Below are 13,192 nucleotides of genomic sequence, written 5' to 3'. Positions count from 1 at the left end.
GGACGGGGCTGCCGGGACGGCGGGCCTGGCGGCGGTCGTCTGCGCGGGACGGCGACGGCCCCGGCCCGCTCAGCCGGCGGGTTTGCAGTAGGCCTTGATCGCCGCTTCGGCCAGCGTCTTCTGCGCGCCACGCTGTTCGTCGTTCAGGGCGGTTTCGGCTTTGCCGTCCCCATCGGTGTCCTGCATCACCGCGCCCTGGCCGTTGAGCAGGGCCAGGTTGCTGCGGGCGGTGGTGCAGTCGGTCGATTCGGCGGCGGGCGCCGCAGCCTGGGCGCGCGGGCCGGCCGGGTCGCGGTGCTGCACCTGGCGCGTCTCGAAGGTCTTGCCGGCCGGCGGCTTCTCCGAGTACTGGGTCACGCCGTTGGCGTCCTTCCACTTGTAGACGGTACCGGCACTGGCCGTGGCGCTGGCGAGCAGCAGCAGGCAGCACAGAGAGGGCAGGGCACGCATGGCAACTCCGGGCATCAGGGCAGGTGCGCGATTGCAGCATTCCGCCGGCGTGCTGGCAAGCCGGGCCGCCCGCACTGCCCCAAAGAGCGCCGCACCCACTAAACTGGCCGGCATGGATGAGATGAAACCCCCGCCGCGCAACCGCAGCATCTACCTGCTGCCGAACCTGTTCACCACCGCAGGCCTGTTCGCCGGCTTCTACGCGATCATTGCCGCGGCCAACGGCGATTTCGTCAACGCCGCCATCGCCGTGTTCGTGGCCGCCGTCATGGATGGCCTGGACGGTCGGGTCGCCCGTCTGACCGGCACCAGCAGCGAATTCGGGGTGCAATACGACTCGCTGGCCGATCTGGTCAGCTTCGGCATGGCCCCGGCGCTGGTGATGTACCACTGGTCGCTGTCCTGGCTGAAGTTCGACGATCCGGTGATGGGTCGGGTCGGCTGGGCGGTCGCCTTCCTGTATGCCGCCTGCGCGGCGCTGCGCCTGGCCCGTTTCAATACCCAGGTCACCGTGGTCGACAAGCGCTGGTTCATCGGCCTGGCCAGCCCGGCCGCGGCCGGGCTGATGATGTCCTTCGTCTGGGCCTTTGCCGACGGCAACCTGGGCTGGGACGGCAACCAGCTGCGCTACGTGGCGCTCGGGGTGACCCTGGTGGCCGCCCTGCTGATGGTCAGCCGGATCCGCTTCTGGAGCTTCAAGGGCAGTGGCGAGAAGGGGCCGCGCGCCGACCGCGTGCCGTTCCTGGCGTTGGCGCTGGTGCCGATCGGCATCGCCATCATGGTCATCGACCTGCCGCGCGTGCTGTTCGCGGTGGGCGTGCTGTACGCCCTGTCCGGCCCGGTGTACTGGCTGTGGCAGCGCACCCGCAAGACGGCCGAGCCGGGCGCGTGAGTTCGCCGGTGCTGCCGCCGCTGTGGTCCCCGGCGCAGCAGTCGTGGCTGCAGGCGATGGGCTACACCGTGTTCGTGGATGGCAGTGTCGCGCCCGAGCCGATGGTGGCGCCGGCGGCGCAGATCGACCTGAGTGCGGCGCCGGTGGTGGCGCGCGCACCGGTCGCACCGGCCGCACCGGATACCCGGCCTGACATTGCCCCGGTCGCCGCGCCGGCCGACGCACCGGTACGGCGTACCGCCCCGCTGGCGGCCGAGGCGCCCCCGGCGCCGGCGCGTGCGCGCGCCGGTCGCCGCCCGGCGGTACAGATGCCCGACCGCCTGCAGATTGCCCTGCTGCGCGCCTCCGGCTGCAACCCCAACGCACCGGAGACCCAGGCCCTGATGGCCGGTTGGGCGCTGGACGAACTGCGCGGCAATCCGGCCGCCAAGCGCGCGCTGTGGCCGCAGTTGCGCGCCCTGCGCCGGCAGGGCCGGTCGTGAGCGCGGTCAGCTCACCGCGGCCGCTGTCGTTGCGCGCGCTGCGCGAGAGCGATCTCAACGCCGTGATGGCGATCGAGGTGCGCGGGTACCCCTATCCGTGGACCCGCGGCATTTTCCAGGACTGTCTGCGCGCCGGTTACCCGGCCCTGGCGCTGGAGGACGACGGCCTGCTGATGGGCTATGGCGTGCTGAGCATCGCTGCCGACGAGGCACATGTGCTCAACGTCTGCGTGGACCCGCTGTGCCAGTCGCGCGGGCATGGCCGCTTCCTGCTGCGGGCGCTGGTCAAGCTGGCGCGCGACCACGGCGCGCAGCGGGTGTTTCTGGAGGTACGTCCGTCCAACACCCCGGCAGTGGCGCTGTACCACAGCGAAGGATTCAACGAGATCGGCCGCCGGCCGCGCTACTACCCGGCCCGCGATGGGCGCGAGGATGCGCTGGTGATGGCGATGGAACTGGTCGACGACGACATCCAGGCGATGCCCCCGCTGTAGGCGGGCATCACGCGATCCGCAGCACCGCCGCGCCCAGCACGATCACTCCCGCGGCGATCCAGCGCTGGCGGTCCACCCGCTCGCGCAGGACGAACGCGGAGATCAGGATGCCGAACAGGATCGAGGTTTCGCGCAGCGCCGCGATCATCGCCACCGGCGCGATGGTCATCGCCCACAGCGCGAGCGCATACGACGTCAGTGTGCCGACACCGCCGACCACGCCATACCGCCAGTTGCGCCGTGCGTACGCCCGCAGCGACGCCGCGCGCGTGCACAGCGCCCACACCGGCAGGGGCAGCCCGGACAGCAGGAACAGCCACAGGGTGTAGCTCAACGCGGCACCGGACTGGCGCGCGCCCCAGGCATCGACCAGCGTATAGGTGGCGATGACACCGGCATTGAGCAGCGGCAGCCACAGGTGCTGCCGCGACCGGCCGCAGGTCATGGTCAGAATGCCCAGGCAGACCAGTGCGATGCCGGCCCAGGCCAGCGGCGGCAGCGGCTCGCCGACCACGACAGTGGCGACCAGCGCCACCAGGATCGGTGCGCAGCCGCGCATCAGCGGATACGACGCACTCATGTCCGTGACCCGGTAGGTGCGGGCCACCAGCACGTAGTACGTCACCTGCAGCAGGGTCGATGCCGCCAGCCACGGCCAGCTCACGCGTGCCGGCGCCGGCAGGAAGGGCAGGACGAGGGCGGCGATCACGGCCGCCGAACCGGTCACCAGGATCGTGGTCAGCAGCGTGTCGCTGCCGCGTTTGACGATGGCATTCCAGCTGGCATGCAACGCCGCGGCGAACACCACCACCAGAAAAATGGTCAACGACATCGTGTCGGTACGCGCGCCGTGTCAGGGCACCCATGATGCCAGCAGCGGCGGTGGTTGACCGGCAACCGGGGATGCGTGGACGCATCCCCGGTCAGTGAATCACAGCTTGGCGCGTTGTCCGCGCAGGCCGGCAAGCTGGGCGGTCCAGTCGACCAGGCGCACGCGCTCCTGCTCGACCACGGCCGGCGGGACCTTGTCGGTGAACTTCGACAGCTTGGTCTCGCTCTTTTCCTTTTCCGCCTCGACCCGGGCGATTTCCTTGTCCAGGCGCGTACGTTCGGCGCCGAGATCGACGAGGCCTTCCAGCGGCACCAGCAGCAGCAGGTCGCCCACGATCGCCGTGGCGGCCGGCGGGATCTCGCCGTCATCGGCCAGCCACGCGATGCGCTCCAGCTTGAGCAGGAACGACAGCGCGGAGGTGAAACGGGCGATCCGCGCGCGGTCGTCGTCGTTGCCACGCTGCAGCAGCAGCGGCACCAGCTTGGACGGGGGCACGTTCAACTCGCTGCGCACGCGGCGCAGGGCGCTGACCATCGACTTCACCCATTCCACGTCGGCTTCGGCACGGGCGTAGTCGCCGGCGAATTCGTCCGCCACCGGGTACGGGCGCAGCGACACCGTGTCTTCGGTGATGCCCAGGCGCGGGGCGACCTGGCGCCACAGCTGTTCGGTGATGAACGGGGTCAGCGGGTGCAGCAGGCGCAGCAGCGCCTCGAGCACGTAGAGCAGGGTGTGGCGGGTGCTGTTGGCATCGTCGGCGTCGGCACCGTTGAGCGCCGGCTTGGTCAGTTCCAGGAACCAGTCGCAGAACTCGTTCCAGGCGAACTCGTACAGGCACTGCGCCAGCAGGTCGAAGCGGTAGTTGGCGTAGTGCGTCTGCGCCTCGGCCGAGACCGCGGCAAGACGCGCCAGGATCCAGCGCTCGGCATCGGTACGCGGCTGCGGCGCGCCGGTGAAGCAGCTGCCCTCGGTGTTCATCAGGGTGAAGCGGCTGGCGTTCCACAGCTTGTTGCAGAAGTTCTTGTAGCCCTCGGCGCGGTTCATGTCGAACTTGATGTCACGGCCGTGGGTGGCCAGCGCGGCGATGGTGAAGCGCAGCGCATCGGCACCGTGGGCAATGATGCCGTCCGGGAACTCCCTGCGCGTGGCCTTCTCGATCTTCGGCGCGTCCTTGGGCTTCATCAGGCCGGTGGTGCGCTTGGCGACCAGGTCCTCGATCGAGATGCCGTCGATGATGTCCAGCGGGTCGAGCACGTTGCCCTTGGACTTGGACATCTTCTGGCCCTGCGCATCGCGGATCAGGCCGGTGATGTACACGTCCTTGAACGGAATCCTGCCGGTGAAGCTGTCGGTGGCCATGATCATGCGGGCCACCCAGAAGAAGATGATGTCAAAGCCGGTGATCAGCACCGACGACGGCAGATAGCGCTCGAAACCGCGCGCGTCCATCGCCTGCTCGTTCGGCCAGCCCAGGGTCGAGAATGGCCACAGCTGCGAGGAGAACCAGGTTTCCAGCACGTCGCTGTCCTGGTGCAGGGCGATGTCGGGGCCGAGGTTGTTCTTCGCGCGGGCGTCCGCTTCGTCGCGGCCGACGTAGCAGGTGCCGGCATCGTCGAACCACGCCGGAATGCGGTGGCCCCACCACAGCTGGCGGCTGATGCACCAGTCCTGGATGTTCTCCATCCAGTGGCGATAGGTGTTGATCCAGTTGGCCGGCACGAACTGGATCGAACCGTTCTCCACCAACTCCAGGCCGCGCTTGGCCAGCACGTCCATTTTCACGAACCACTGGTCGGTCAGGTACGGCTCGATGACCTGCTGGGTACGGTCGCCACGCGGCACCTGCAGCTTGTGGGCCTTGGTTTCGACCAGGATGCCCAGGTCTTCCAGCTCGGCCAGGATCACCTTGCGCGCCTCGTAACGGTCCAGCCCGCGGTATTTCTCCGGGGCGTTGTCGTTGATCGCCGCCACCGGGGTGAACAGGTTGATCATCGGCAGGTTGTGGCGCAGGCCGACCTGGTAGTCGTTGAAATCGTGCGCGGGGGTGACCTTGACCACGCCGGTACCGAACTCGCGGTCGACATAATCGTCGGCGATCACCGGGATCTCACGGTCGGTCAGCGGCAGCTTGACCATCTTGCCGATCAGGTGCGTGTAGCGCTCGTCCTCGGGGTGCACCATCACTGCGGTGTCGCCGAGCATGGTTTCCGGGCGCGTGGTGGCCACGGTCAGGCTGCCGCTGCCATCGGCGAGCGGATAGCTGATCGACCACAGGAAGCCGTCTTCCTCCACGCTCTCCACTTCCAGGTCGGAAATGGCGGTCTTCAGCACCGGGTCCCAGTTGACCAGGCGCTGGCCACGGTAGATCAGGCCCTGCTCATGCCAGCGCACGAACGCCTCGACCACCGCCTCGGACGGCTGCGGGTCCATCGTGAAGGTGCTGCGTGACCAGTCGCTGGAGGTGCCCAGGCGGCGCATCTGGCGCTCGATGGTGTCGCCGGACTGCGCCTTCCACTCCCACACTTTCTCGATGAAGCCCTCACGGCCCAGCGAATCGCGGCTTTCGCCATTGCCGGCCAGCGCCAGGTTGCGCGACACCACCATTTCAGTGGCGATGCCGGCGTGGTCGGTCCCCACCTGCCAGAGGGTGTCGTAGCCGCGCATGCGGTGATAGCGCACCAGCGCATCCATCAGGGTCTGCTGGAAGGCATGGCCCATGTGCAGCGTGCCGGTCACGTTCGGCGGCGGCAGCAGGATGGTGTACGGCTTGCCCTTGCCGGACGGCTTGAAATGACCGGCCTTCTCCCACCCGTCGTACAGGTCGGTCTCAAAGGTGGCGGGGTCGTAGCTGGAGGCGAGTTGGGTCATGCGGAAACCGGGATCGAAGACGGGAGGTGGGGGTGCCGGAGAATCAGCGGCCGAGGGCGCGCCGGATCTTCTGGTCGGTATGGAACTGCGAGACCGCGTAGGCGGCCCAGATGGCGGCCGGCAGCCAGCCGATCAGGGTGATCTGCAGGATCAGGCAGAGGATGCCCGCAAACGGGCGACCGATGGTGAAGAACGACAACCAGGGAAAGATCAGGGCAATCAGCAGGCGCATCAAGGGTCTCCGGACGCAGCGGGCACCCGCGCGGGGTGCCGGGCGTCACATGTCGTATTTGTTCAGGTCAAAGCCCAGCGCCTTGTACTGGCGCCAGCGCTCGCGCAGCGGCTCGCGGGCTTCCGGGTCGGCCGGCACCACTTCCAGCACGCGGTCGCAGCTGGCCAGGTAGGGGTCGTCGCGCAGATTGATGACCAGCGGGCGGGCCGGGGCGTCGGTGCCGGGCGCGGCGATCAGCACCAGCGCCTCTTCCTCGTCGACGTCATCGCCGGCGATCTGGTGCGGAATGTAGGCATCGTCGTCGAACGCCCACAGCAGTTCGTCCAGCGCTTCGGCCTGGGCCTGGTCGCGCGCCAGCACCAGAGTGAACAGCCCGGCGTCGTTGGCCTTGCGTGCCAGCTCGCAGACCAGGCGCAGGGGCTCGGTCAGGAAGCGGGGCTTGGCGATCAGGTAGAAATCAGCACGGGACATGGGCAGGCCTGGAGCGGAGGGGAATGCCCGGCAGCCGGCCGGGCGGGATCGGAGCGGCCGGTCGGCCGCCCCGATCGACACGGCATCAGGCGCGTGCGACCTGGTCCAGCAGCCACTGGCTCAGCAGGCCAACCGGACGGCCGGTGGCCATGCCGCGCTTGCCTTCGTCACTGGCCACGCCGGCGATGTCCAGGTGGGCCCAGCGCTGGCCTTCGGTGAAGCGCGACAGGAAGCAGCCGGCGGTGATCGCCCCGGCCCAGCGGCCGCCGATGTTGTAGACGTCGGCGAAGCTGGAATCCAGCATCGGCTGGTACTCGTCCCACAGCGGCAGGCGCCAGGCGCGGTCGAACACGTGCTCGCCGGCGGCCAGCAGTTCATTGGCCAGGTCGTCGTGCTTGGTCATCAGGCCGGCGGTCTGGTGGCCCAGGGCGACCATGCACGCACCGGTCAGGGTGGCCACGTCGACCAGGGCGGCCGGCTCGAACCGCTGCGCGTAGGTCAGGGCGTCGCACAGGATCAGGCGGCCCTCGGCGTCGGTGTTGCCCACTTCGATGGTCTTGCCGGACATCGAGGTGATCACGTCGGACGGGCGGTAGGCATTGCCGTCGATGGCGTTCTCGACCGCCGGCACCACCACCACCAGGTTCAGCGGCAGCTTGGCGGTGACCGCGGCCACGAAGGTGCCGATGACGTTGGCGCCACCGCACATGTCGTACTTCATCTCTTCGATGCCGCCCTGGGTCTTCAGGTTGACGCCGCCGGTGTCGAAGGTGATTCCTTTGCCGACCAGCACGTACGGCTTGGCGTCGCCGCCGTTGCTCCACTTCAGCACGACCAGGCGCGGGCGGTTGGCCGAGCCGCGGGCCACGGCCAGCAACGACCCCATGCCCAGCGCTTCCATCTGGGTCTCGTCCAGGATCTCCGCATCGGCGCCGGCGTGGGCCTGGGCGAAGGCGACAGAGGACTCGGCCAGGTAGGCCGGGGTACACAGGTTCGGCGGCAGATTGCCCAGCTCGCGGGCGTACTGCACGCCGGCGGCGATGGCCTGGCCCTGGGTCAGCGCCTGGGCGTCGTCGCCGGCGATGGCCAGGGTGGTCAGGCCCGGTTCTTCGGCCTTCTTCTTGCCCAGCGTGGCGCTGTAGCGGTAGGCGGCGTGGTCGGCGGTGATGATGGCCTGGCGGATGTTCCAGGCGGCATCACGGCCCTTCACCGGCAGTTCGGTCAGGGTGAGCAGCGCATGGTGGTTGACGCCGCTCTTAAGGGCGCGGCTGGCGTCACCGACCGCCTTGAGGTACTGCGGCACGCCGAATTTGGCGGTTTCGCCCAGGCCGACGACCAGCACGCGCGGTGCGGTCACGCCCGGCAGATCGTGCAGCAGGGTGGTGTTGCCGGTCTTGCCGCCGACGTCGCCGCGGGCGACCAGCGCCGACAGACGGCCACCGGAGGCAGCATCCAGGGCCTGTGCCGCCGGGCTCAGGGACTGGTCGGCAAAGGCGCCGACGATGACGCAGTCGCACGCGGCGGTGGCCGGTGCTGCGCGGTTCAGGGTGAATTCCAGGGCCATTGATCAGATTCCGTTGGCAAATCCGTACAATCGCGAGCTGTTTACGCCCAGCCAGTAGACTGGACCATGCCGCGAACGAATCCGAGAGTTTAAACCACCGCCCCATGTCGAAGCTCGATCGCTATCTCCTGCGTGATTTCCTCCAGAGTTTCCTGGCCACCCTGATCGTGCTGCTGGTGGTGAGTGTCGGTGGTGTCCTGGTGGACATCCTCGGCAACATCGCCGATGGCCGGCTGCCCGCCCGCCTGCTGTTCTCGCAGCTGGGCCTGCAGTTCATCGTGTACATGCCCCTGATCCTGCCACTGGCGCTGATGCTGGGCCTGCTGCTGGCCACCGCCCGCCTGTACCGCGACTCGGAGATGGCGGTGCTGACCGCCATCGGGGTCGGGCCCCGGCGCCTGCTGCGCCCGCTGATGATGCTGGTGCTGCCGGTGATCGCCGTGATCGGGCTGTGCTCGCTGTGGCTGGGCCCCTGGGCCGACCGCACCGGCGAGAAAATGATCGACGAGGCCAACCGCAGCATCGTCATGGCCGGCCTGGAGGCGGGCAAGTTCACCTCGCTGCCCAATGGCGGGGTGGTCTATCTGTCCTCGGTGTCGCCCGATGGCACCCAGCTGGGCAAGGTGTTCATGCAGCGCCAGAAGGGCGACCGCATCGAGGTGGTTTCGGCCGACCGTGGCCGGATGTTCTTCGAGGGCGAGCGCCAGCGCTACCTCGAGCTGGACGATGGCCACCAGGTGGAAGGCCCGGTCAACGGCGGCCTGGACTACAGGCTGGTGACCTTCGCGCGCAACGATGTGGCGCTGCCGGACGGGGCCGACACGCGCAAGGACGACGATCCGGAGCTGTTGACGACAGGTCAGCTGCTCGGCGATGACCGGCCGGCGGCCCGCGCGCAGCTGCACGCGCGCATCGCCCCGCCGCTGATCGCGCTTGCCTTCGCGCTGATGACGCTGCCGCTGGCACGCAGTTCGCCGCGCCAGCAGCGCTACGGGCGGATGATGCTGGCGTTCCTGGCCTACATGGTGGGCATGAACCTGATGTTCATCGGCACCCGCTGGATCGCCGATGGCAAGGTGCCCGGCAGTGTGGGCCTGTGGTGGCTGAGCCTGCCGTTGCTGGCGCTGGCCATCTGGATGTATTTCCGCGACGGCAAGCTGTCGCGTCCCCGGAGGACCGCATGAAACTGCGTCCCATGCGGTTTGATTTCTATCTGGGCCGGGCGGTGTTCGGCACGGTCCTGCTGACCTGGGCGGTTCTGGTCGGGCTGGACGTGGTGATGGCGTTCTCCGGCGAGTTCAAGGACGTGGGCAAGGGCAGCTATACGGCTGGCCATGCGGCGGCCTGGGTGCTGTACACGGTGCCGCGCCGCGCCTACACCTTCTTCCCGACGGCCGCGGTGATCGGCGCGCTGATGGGGCTGGGGCAGCTGGCGGCCACCTCGGAACTGACGGCGCTGCGGGCGCTGGGTCTGTCGCGCAAGCGGCTGAGCGTGTCGGTGGCAGTGGCGCTGTCGCTGCTGACCGCGGTGATGGTGTTCAGCGGCGAAACGCTGGGACCGTGGGGCCAGAGCAAGGCCGACGACATCAAGATCAGCGCGCGCTGGGGCAGCACGCTCAGCGCGGCGCGCTACCAGGGCGTCTGGGCGCGCGAGGGCGACACGTTCCTGAGTGCGACCAGTGGCGATGAGCAGCTGCAGGCAGGGGGCGGGACGCGCCTGGTCCTGCACGATGTGCGCCTGTACAAGATCGGCGACGATGGGCGTCTGGCCTCGCTGACGCACGCGGCAACGGCCGAGCACGATGCGCAGGGCTGGGTGCTGAAAACGGTGCGCCGGGATACCTTCGGCGACCGCTCGGCAACGCGCCAGACCGTGGCCTCGGAGCCGTGGGATTCGCGGCTGGATGCGGCGGCGCTGGCCACGGGCATCGCCAAGCCGCGCAACCTGACGGCGATGGACCTGCGCAACAGCATCGAGTACCGCAAGCGCAACGGGCTGGATGCGCGCGATTATGAAGACATCTACTGGAGCCGCTGGTTCTATCCGCTGAACGTGCTGGCGCTGTGCCTGGCGGCCGTGCCGTTCGCGTTCGGCTCGCTGCGCAGCGGCGGCATGGGCAAGCGCCTGTTCCTCGGCATCCTGTTCGCGCTGGGCTTCTGGTTGCTGCAGTTGTTCTTCGGCCGCATGGCCGGCGCGCTCAAGTTCGATTACCGCATCGCCTACGCGCTGCCACCGATCGTGATGCTGGTGGTGTCGGGCATGCTGTTCCGGCGGAAGTCGGGGTAAGCGGCGTCAGGCGTCAGGCGTTAAGCAGAAGCAGGGCGTGCGGCGTTTTGGTTGTCCCGGGGCAGGCGTGTCCCGCAGCCCTGGGGTACGGGTACCCAGCGCGGGAACACCTGAAACGCTGCAGTTGCCTTCGCTTCGGTGCTTCGGTGCTTCGGTGCTTCAGCGCTTCAGCGCTTCAGCAGGCGCACCAGCCGCGTGCCGCTGGCGCGGTCGTGCCAGGTCAGACGCTGGCGGTCGAGCAGGGCCCACCACAGGCCCAGCCCCCCGAGCAGTACCGAGAGGGTGCCCACGCTGTAGCGCAGCCAGAGCTGGCGGCGGGTGGGCGGCGTTCCGTCGGTGTTGACCACCTGCAGCCGCCACGGCCGCATGCCCAGCGTCTGGCCGCCGCGACGCCAGCTCCACGTCGCGTACAGGCCGGTGACCAGCCAGCAGCACAGCCACAGCAGCCATTGCAGCGTACTGAACGGCGCGATGTTGTCGCGCGCCGCGTGCCCGGACAGCGTGTAGCCGGCCACGAACAGCGAGCTCACCAGCATCCACAGCGCCAGCGCCGGGAAGAAGTCGTACAGCAGCGCCAGCAGGCGCCACAGCAGCAGCGACGCGGGGCGGGTGGCGGTGGGGGCATCGGCGGTGGTGACCATGCCGCGAGCATACCCGGGCATCGGCCCGGCGTGGATGGCCGGCGCGTGCCGCGCTCCGTATGCTGGCGGCATGTCCGATGCCTCCACCCCGGCGCAACGTCGCCAACTGGTCCAGCACCTGCCCGCGCTGCGCGATGCCGATGCGGCCGCCATCCAGCACTTTCTCGACACGATCTGGGCAGAACAGGGCCTGGCGCGTGCGTCGCTGGACAGCTACCGGCGTGATCTGGAAGGGCTCGCGCGCTGGCGCGACGGACAGGCCGGTGGCCTGTCCGCCATCGACCGTGCCGGTCTGTTCGATTACCTGGCGTGGCGCGCGCAGCATGGATGGTCGCCGCGCAGCAACGCACGTCTGCTCTCGGCCCTGCGCGCGTTCTTTGCCGATGCCGTGCGTCGCGGCCGGCGCGCCGACGATCCCACCGCCCTGCTGGACCCGCCGCGCCTGCCACGGCTGCTGCCCAAGGCCCTGGCCGAAAGCCAGATCGATGCGCTGCTCGATGCTCCCGACATCGACGATCCGATCGGCCTGCGCGACCGGGCCATGCTCGAACTCATGTATGCCGCCGGCCTGCGCGTCAGCGAACTGGTGCACCTGCCCGCCAACGCCGTCAACCTGCGCCAGGGCGTGCTGCGCGTCACCGGCAAGGGCAGCAAGGAGCGCCTGGTGCCACTGGGCGAGGAATCCCAGCATTGGCTGGAACGCTACCTTGCCCACTCGCGCCCGCGGCTGGCCGGTGGGCGCAGCGTGCCCGGCGGCCAGGACGGCAGCGTGCCGATGTTCCTCGCTCCGTCCCTGCAGCCGCTCAGTCGCCAGCAGTTCTGGGGGCTGGTGAAAAAGTATGCCGCCCTGGCCGGCATCGACCCGGTCCGGATCAGCCCGCACGGGCTGCGGCACAGCTTTGCCACCCACCTGCTCAACCGTGGTGCCGATCTGCGCGCGCTGCAGATGCTGCTTGGCCACAGCTCGCTGTCCACCACCCAGATCTACACCCTCGTCGCGCGCGAGCACCTGCAGAAGCTGCACGCCCGGCACCATCCGCGCGGCTGACCCGCCCCCGGCGTGCAACGCATCACTGTTCCGCTGCCGTGCAGCCGGGCGACGGCCCGGCTATGCGAGAATCCCGGACCTTCTTTCCTACCGGATCGCGCCATGCTCCGAGTTGCCATTGCCGCCCTGTTCGGCGCGCTCAGCCTGACTGCCTGCGCGCAGCAGCCCTCCGCGCCGGCTGCCAAGCCCGCCGCGTCTGCCCCGGTGGCCGGCGGCAGCGCCGAGCAGCGCGTACGCACCGCCCTGCAGCAGCTGGACCCCAAGTTTGCCCCGGACTTCATCGGCGCTGCACCGTTCGCCGGGTTCCGGGAAGTGCTGGTGGCCGGCCAGGTGCTGTACGTCTCCGATGACGGTCGCTACCTCATGCAGTCCCAGCCCTACGACATCCAGAACAAGGCGCCGGCCAGCAGCCCCGGCCTGCTCGCATACCGTCGCGGTCTGCTGGACAAGGTGCCGCAGGGCGAGCGCATCGTGTTCGCCGCGCCCAACGCCAAGTACACCGTCAGCGTGTTCACCGATATCGAATGCGGGTACTGCCGCAAGCTTCACCAGGATATCGCCGAGCTCAACCGCAACGGCATCACCGTCGAATACCTCGCCTTCCCGCGCATGGGCCTGGGCAGCCAGGATTACACCGACATGATCTCGGTGTGGTGCGCAGCCGACCGCAAGCAGGCGTTGACTGCCGCCAAGACCGGCAAGCCGGTGCCGGCCAGGAGCTGCACCAACCCGGTGGCCATGCAGTACACGCTCGGCCAGCAGATCGGCGTCAATGGCACCCCGGCGATCTTTGCCGCCGATGGCACCCAGCTCGGCGGCTATGTGCCCCCGGCGCAGCTCAAGGCCGCGCTGGAACGCATCTCGGCCGGCGGCAGCCGCTGAAACAACAACGCCCCGGCATGACCGGGGCGTTGCCGTTGCGGGGCCGGCC

Annotated in this window: 14 protein-coding genes; 7 read left to right on the top strand and 7 right to left on the bottom strand. The window is 68.9% G+C overall.

Annotated elements, in window-relative coordinates:
• Nucleotides 1–69: 69 nt before the first annotated feature.
• Nucleotides 70–450, bottom strand: coding sequence for a DUF4124 domain-containing protein (locus tag GDJ08_RS11840; RefSeq protein WP_136003602.1), 381 nt, complete (start codon nucleotides 448–450; stop codon nucleotides 70–72).
• Between the two features lie 112 nt (nucleotides 451–562).
• Here GDJ08_RS11840 and pssA point away from each other — a divergent pair, with 112 nt between their 5' ends.
• Genes pssA through rimI form a run of 3 tightly spaced genes read left to right on the top strand, consistent with a single transcriptional unit; the run spans nucleotide 563 to nucleotide 2,318 of the window.
• A complete protein-coding gene (pssA, locus tag GDJ08_RS11835; protein WP_136003604.1) occupies nucleotides 563–1,342 on the top strand; it encodes a CDP-diacylglycerol--serine O-phosphatidyltransferase in 780 nt (259 codons plus the stop codon).
• Nucleotides 1,339–1,824, top strand: a complete 486-nt coding sequence (locus GDJ08_RS11830; protein ID WP_165699799.1) for a hypothetical protein — start codon at nucleotides 1,339–1,341, stop codon at nucleotides 1,822–1,824. Before pssA ends, GDJ08_RS11830 begins: the two co-directional genes overlap by 4 nt.
• Nucleotides 1,821–2,318, top strand: coding sequence for a ribosomal protein S18-alanine N-acetyltransferase (gene rimI / locus GDJ08_RS11825; protein WP_017356293.1), 498 nt, complete (start codon nucleotides 1,821–1,823; stop codon nucleotides 2,316–2,318). Before GDJ08_RS11830 ends, rimI begins: the two co-directional genes overlap by 4 nt.
• A gap of 7 nt (nucleotides 2,319–2,325) precedes the next feature.
• On the opposite strand, the gene GDJ08_RS11820 is transcribed toward rimI, so the two are convergent.
• From GDJ08_RS11820 to GDJ08_RS11800, 5 genes are all read right to left on the bottom strand, one after another.
• Nucleotides 2,326–3,150, bottom strand: coding sequence for a DMT family transporter (locus GDJ08_RS11820; protein WP_017356292.1), 825 nt, complete (start codon nucleotides 3,148–3,150; stop codon nucleotides 2,326–2,328).
• 99 nt (nucleotides 3,151–3,249) lie between these two features.
• Nucleotides 3,250–6,018, bottom strand: coding sequence for a valine--tRNA ligase (locus GDJ08_RS11815; RefSeq protein ID WP_017356291.1), 2,769 nt, complete (start codon nucleotides 6,016–6,018; stop codon nucleotides 3,250–3,252).
• A 43-nt stretch (nucleotides 6,019–6,061) separates the two neighbouring features.
• On the bottom strand, nucleotides 6,062–6,250 hold the full coding sequence (locus tag GDJ08_RS11810; RefSeq protein ID WP_017356290.1) for a YqaE/Pmp3 family membrane protein: 189 nt from the start codon (nucleotides 6,248–6,250) through the stop codon (nucleotides 6,062–6,064).
• Between the two features lie 45 nt (nucleotides 6,251–6,295).
• Entirely contained in the window at nucleotides 6,296–6,721 is a 426-nt protein-coding gene (locus GDJ08_RS11805; protein ID WP_017356289.1) for a DNA polymerase III subunit chi, read from the bottom strand.
• Nucleotides 6,722–6,806: 85 nt separating this feature from the next.
• Nucleotides 6,807–8,285, bottom strand: a complete 1,479-nt coding sequence (locus tag GDJ08_RS11800) for a leucyl aminopeptidase (protein ID WP_153164924.1) — start codon at nucleotides 8,283–8,285, stop codon at nucleotides 6,807–6,809.
• A 104-nt stretch (nucleotides 8,286–8,389) separates the two neighbouring features.
• Here GDJ08_RS11800 and lptF point away from each other — a divergent pair, with 104 nt between their 5' ends.
• Complete coding sequence (gene lptF, locus GDJ08_RS11795) at nucleotides 8,390–9,469, top strand: LPS export ABC transporter permease LptF (RefSeq protein WP_017356287.1); 1,080 nt, start codon at nucleotides 8,390–8,392, stop codon at nucleotides 9,467–9,469.
• Complete coding sequence (lptG, locus tag GDJ08_RS11790; RefSeq protein ID WP_017356286.1) at nucleotides 9,466–10,572, top strand: LPS export ABC transporter permease LptG; 1,107 nt, start codon at nucleotides 9,466–9,468, stop codon at nucleotides 10,570–10,572. The genes lptF and lptG overlap by 4 nt, the downstream gene beginning before the upstream one ends.
• Before the next feature lie 167 nt (nucleotides 10,573–10,739).
• On the opposite strand, the gene GDJ08_RS11785 is transcribed toward lptG, so the two are convergent.
• The gene (locus GDJ08_RS11785; RefSeq protein WP_136003777.1) at nucleotides 10,740–11,213 is read right to left on the bottom strand and encodes an RDD family protein; all 474 of its coding nucleotides are present in this window, start codon (nucleotides 11,211–11,213) and stop codon (nucleotides 10,740–10,742) included.
• A 70-nt stretch (nucleotides 11,214–11,283) separates the two neighbouring features.
• Here GDJ08_RS11785 and xerD point away from each other — a divergent pair, with 70 nt between their 5' ends.
• Both xerD and GDJ08_RS11775 read left to right on the top strand, forming a co-directional pair.
• Nucleotides 11,284–12,261: a site-specific tyrosine recombinase XerD gene (xerD, locus tag GDJ08_RS11780; protein ID WP_026070805.1), complete on the top strand. Its 978-nt coding sequence runs from the start codon at nucleotides 11,284–11,286 to the stop codon at nucleotides 12,259–12,261.
• A gap of 102 nt (nucleotides 12,262–12,363) precedes the next feature.
• Complete coding sequence (locus tag GDJ08_RS11775; protein ID WP_017356283.1) at nucleotides 12,364–13,143, top strand: thioredoxin fold domain-containing protein; 780 nt, start codon at nucleotides 12,364–12,366, stop codon at nucleotides 13,141–13,143.
• Nucleotides 13,144–13,192 lie beyond the last annotated feature (49 nt).

Origin of the sequence: Stenotrophomonas nematodicola (genome assembly GCF_009467805.1) — a bacterium.
Taxonomy (GTDB): Bacteria; Pseudomonadota; Gammaproteobacteria; order Xanthomonadales; family Xanthomonadaceae; genus Stenotrophomonas; species Stenotrophomonas nematodicola.
The sequence above is the reverse complement of the archived record's forward strand: the minus strand, read 5'-3'. Positions and strand labels throughout refer to the sequence as shown.

Bases quoted from the DNA above. Each gene is read 5' to 3' on its own strand.
- GDJ08_RS11840 (WP_136003602.1), bottom strand. From the start codon at position 450: ATGCGTGCCCTGCCCTCTCTGTGCTGCCTGCTGCTGCTCGCCAGCGCC.
- pssA (WP_136003604.1), top strand. From the start codon at position 563: ATGGATGAGATGAAACCCCCGCCGCGCAACCGCAGCATCTACCTGCTG.
- GDJ08_RS11820 (WP_017356292.1), bottom strand. From the start codon at position 3,150: ATGTCGTTGACCATTTTTCTGGTGGTGGTGTTCGCCGCGGCGTTGCAT.
- GDJ08_RS11815 (WP_017356291.1), bottom strand. From the start codon at position 6,018: ATGACCCAACTCGCCTCCAGCTACGACCCCGCCACCTTTGAGACCGAC.
- GDJ08_RS11810 (WP_017356290.1), bottom strand. From the start codon at position 6,250: ATGCGCCTGCTGATTGCCCTGATCTTTCCCTGGTTGTCGTTCTTCACC.
- GDJ08_RS11805 (WP_017356289.1), bottom strand. From the start codon at position 6,721: ATGTCCCGTGCTGATTTCTACCTGATCGCCAAGCCCCGCTTCCTGACC.
- GDJ08_RS11800 (WP_153164924.1), bottom strand. From the start codon at position 8,285: ATGGCCCTGGAATTCACCCTGAACCGCGCAGCACCGGCCACCGCCGCG.
- lptF (WP_017356287.1), top strand. From the start codon at position 8,390: ATGTCGAAGCTCGATCGCTATCTCCTGCGTGATTTCCTCCAGAGTTTC.
- lptG (WP_017356286.1), top strand. From the start codon at position 9,466: ATGAAACTGCGTCCCATGCGGTTTGATTTCTATCTGGGCCGGGCGGTG.
- GDJ08_RS11785 (WP_136003777.1), bottom strand. From the start codon at position 11,213: ATGGTCACCACCGCCGATGCCCCCACCGCCACCCGCCCCGCGTCGCTG.
- xerD (WP_026070805.1), top strand. From the start codon at position 11,284: ATGTCCGATGCCTCCACCCCGGCGCAACGTCGCCAACTGGTCCAGCAC.
- GDJ08_RS11775 (WP_017356283.1), top strand. From the start codon at position 12,364: ATGCTCCGAGTTGCCATTGCCGCCCTGTTCGGCGCGCTCAGCCTGACT.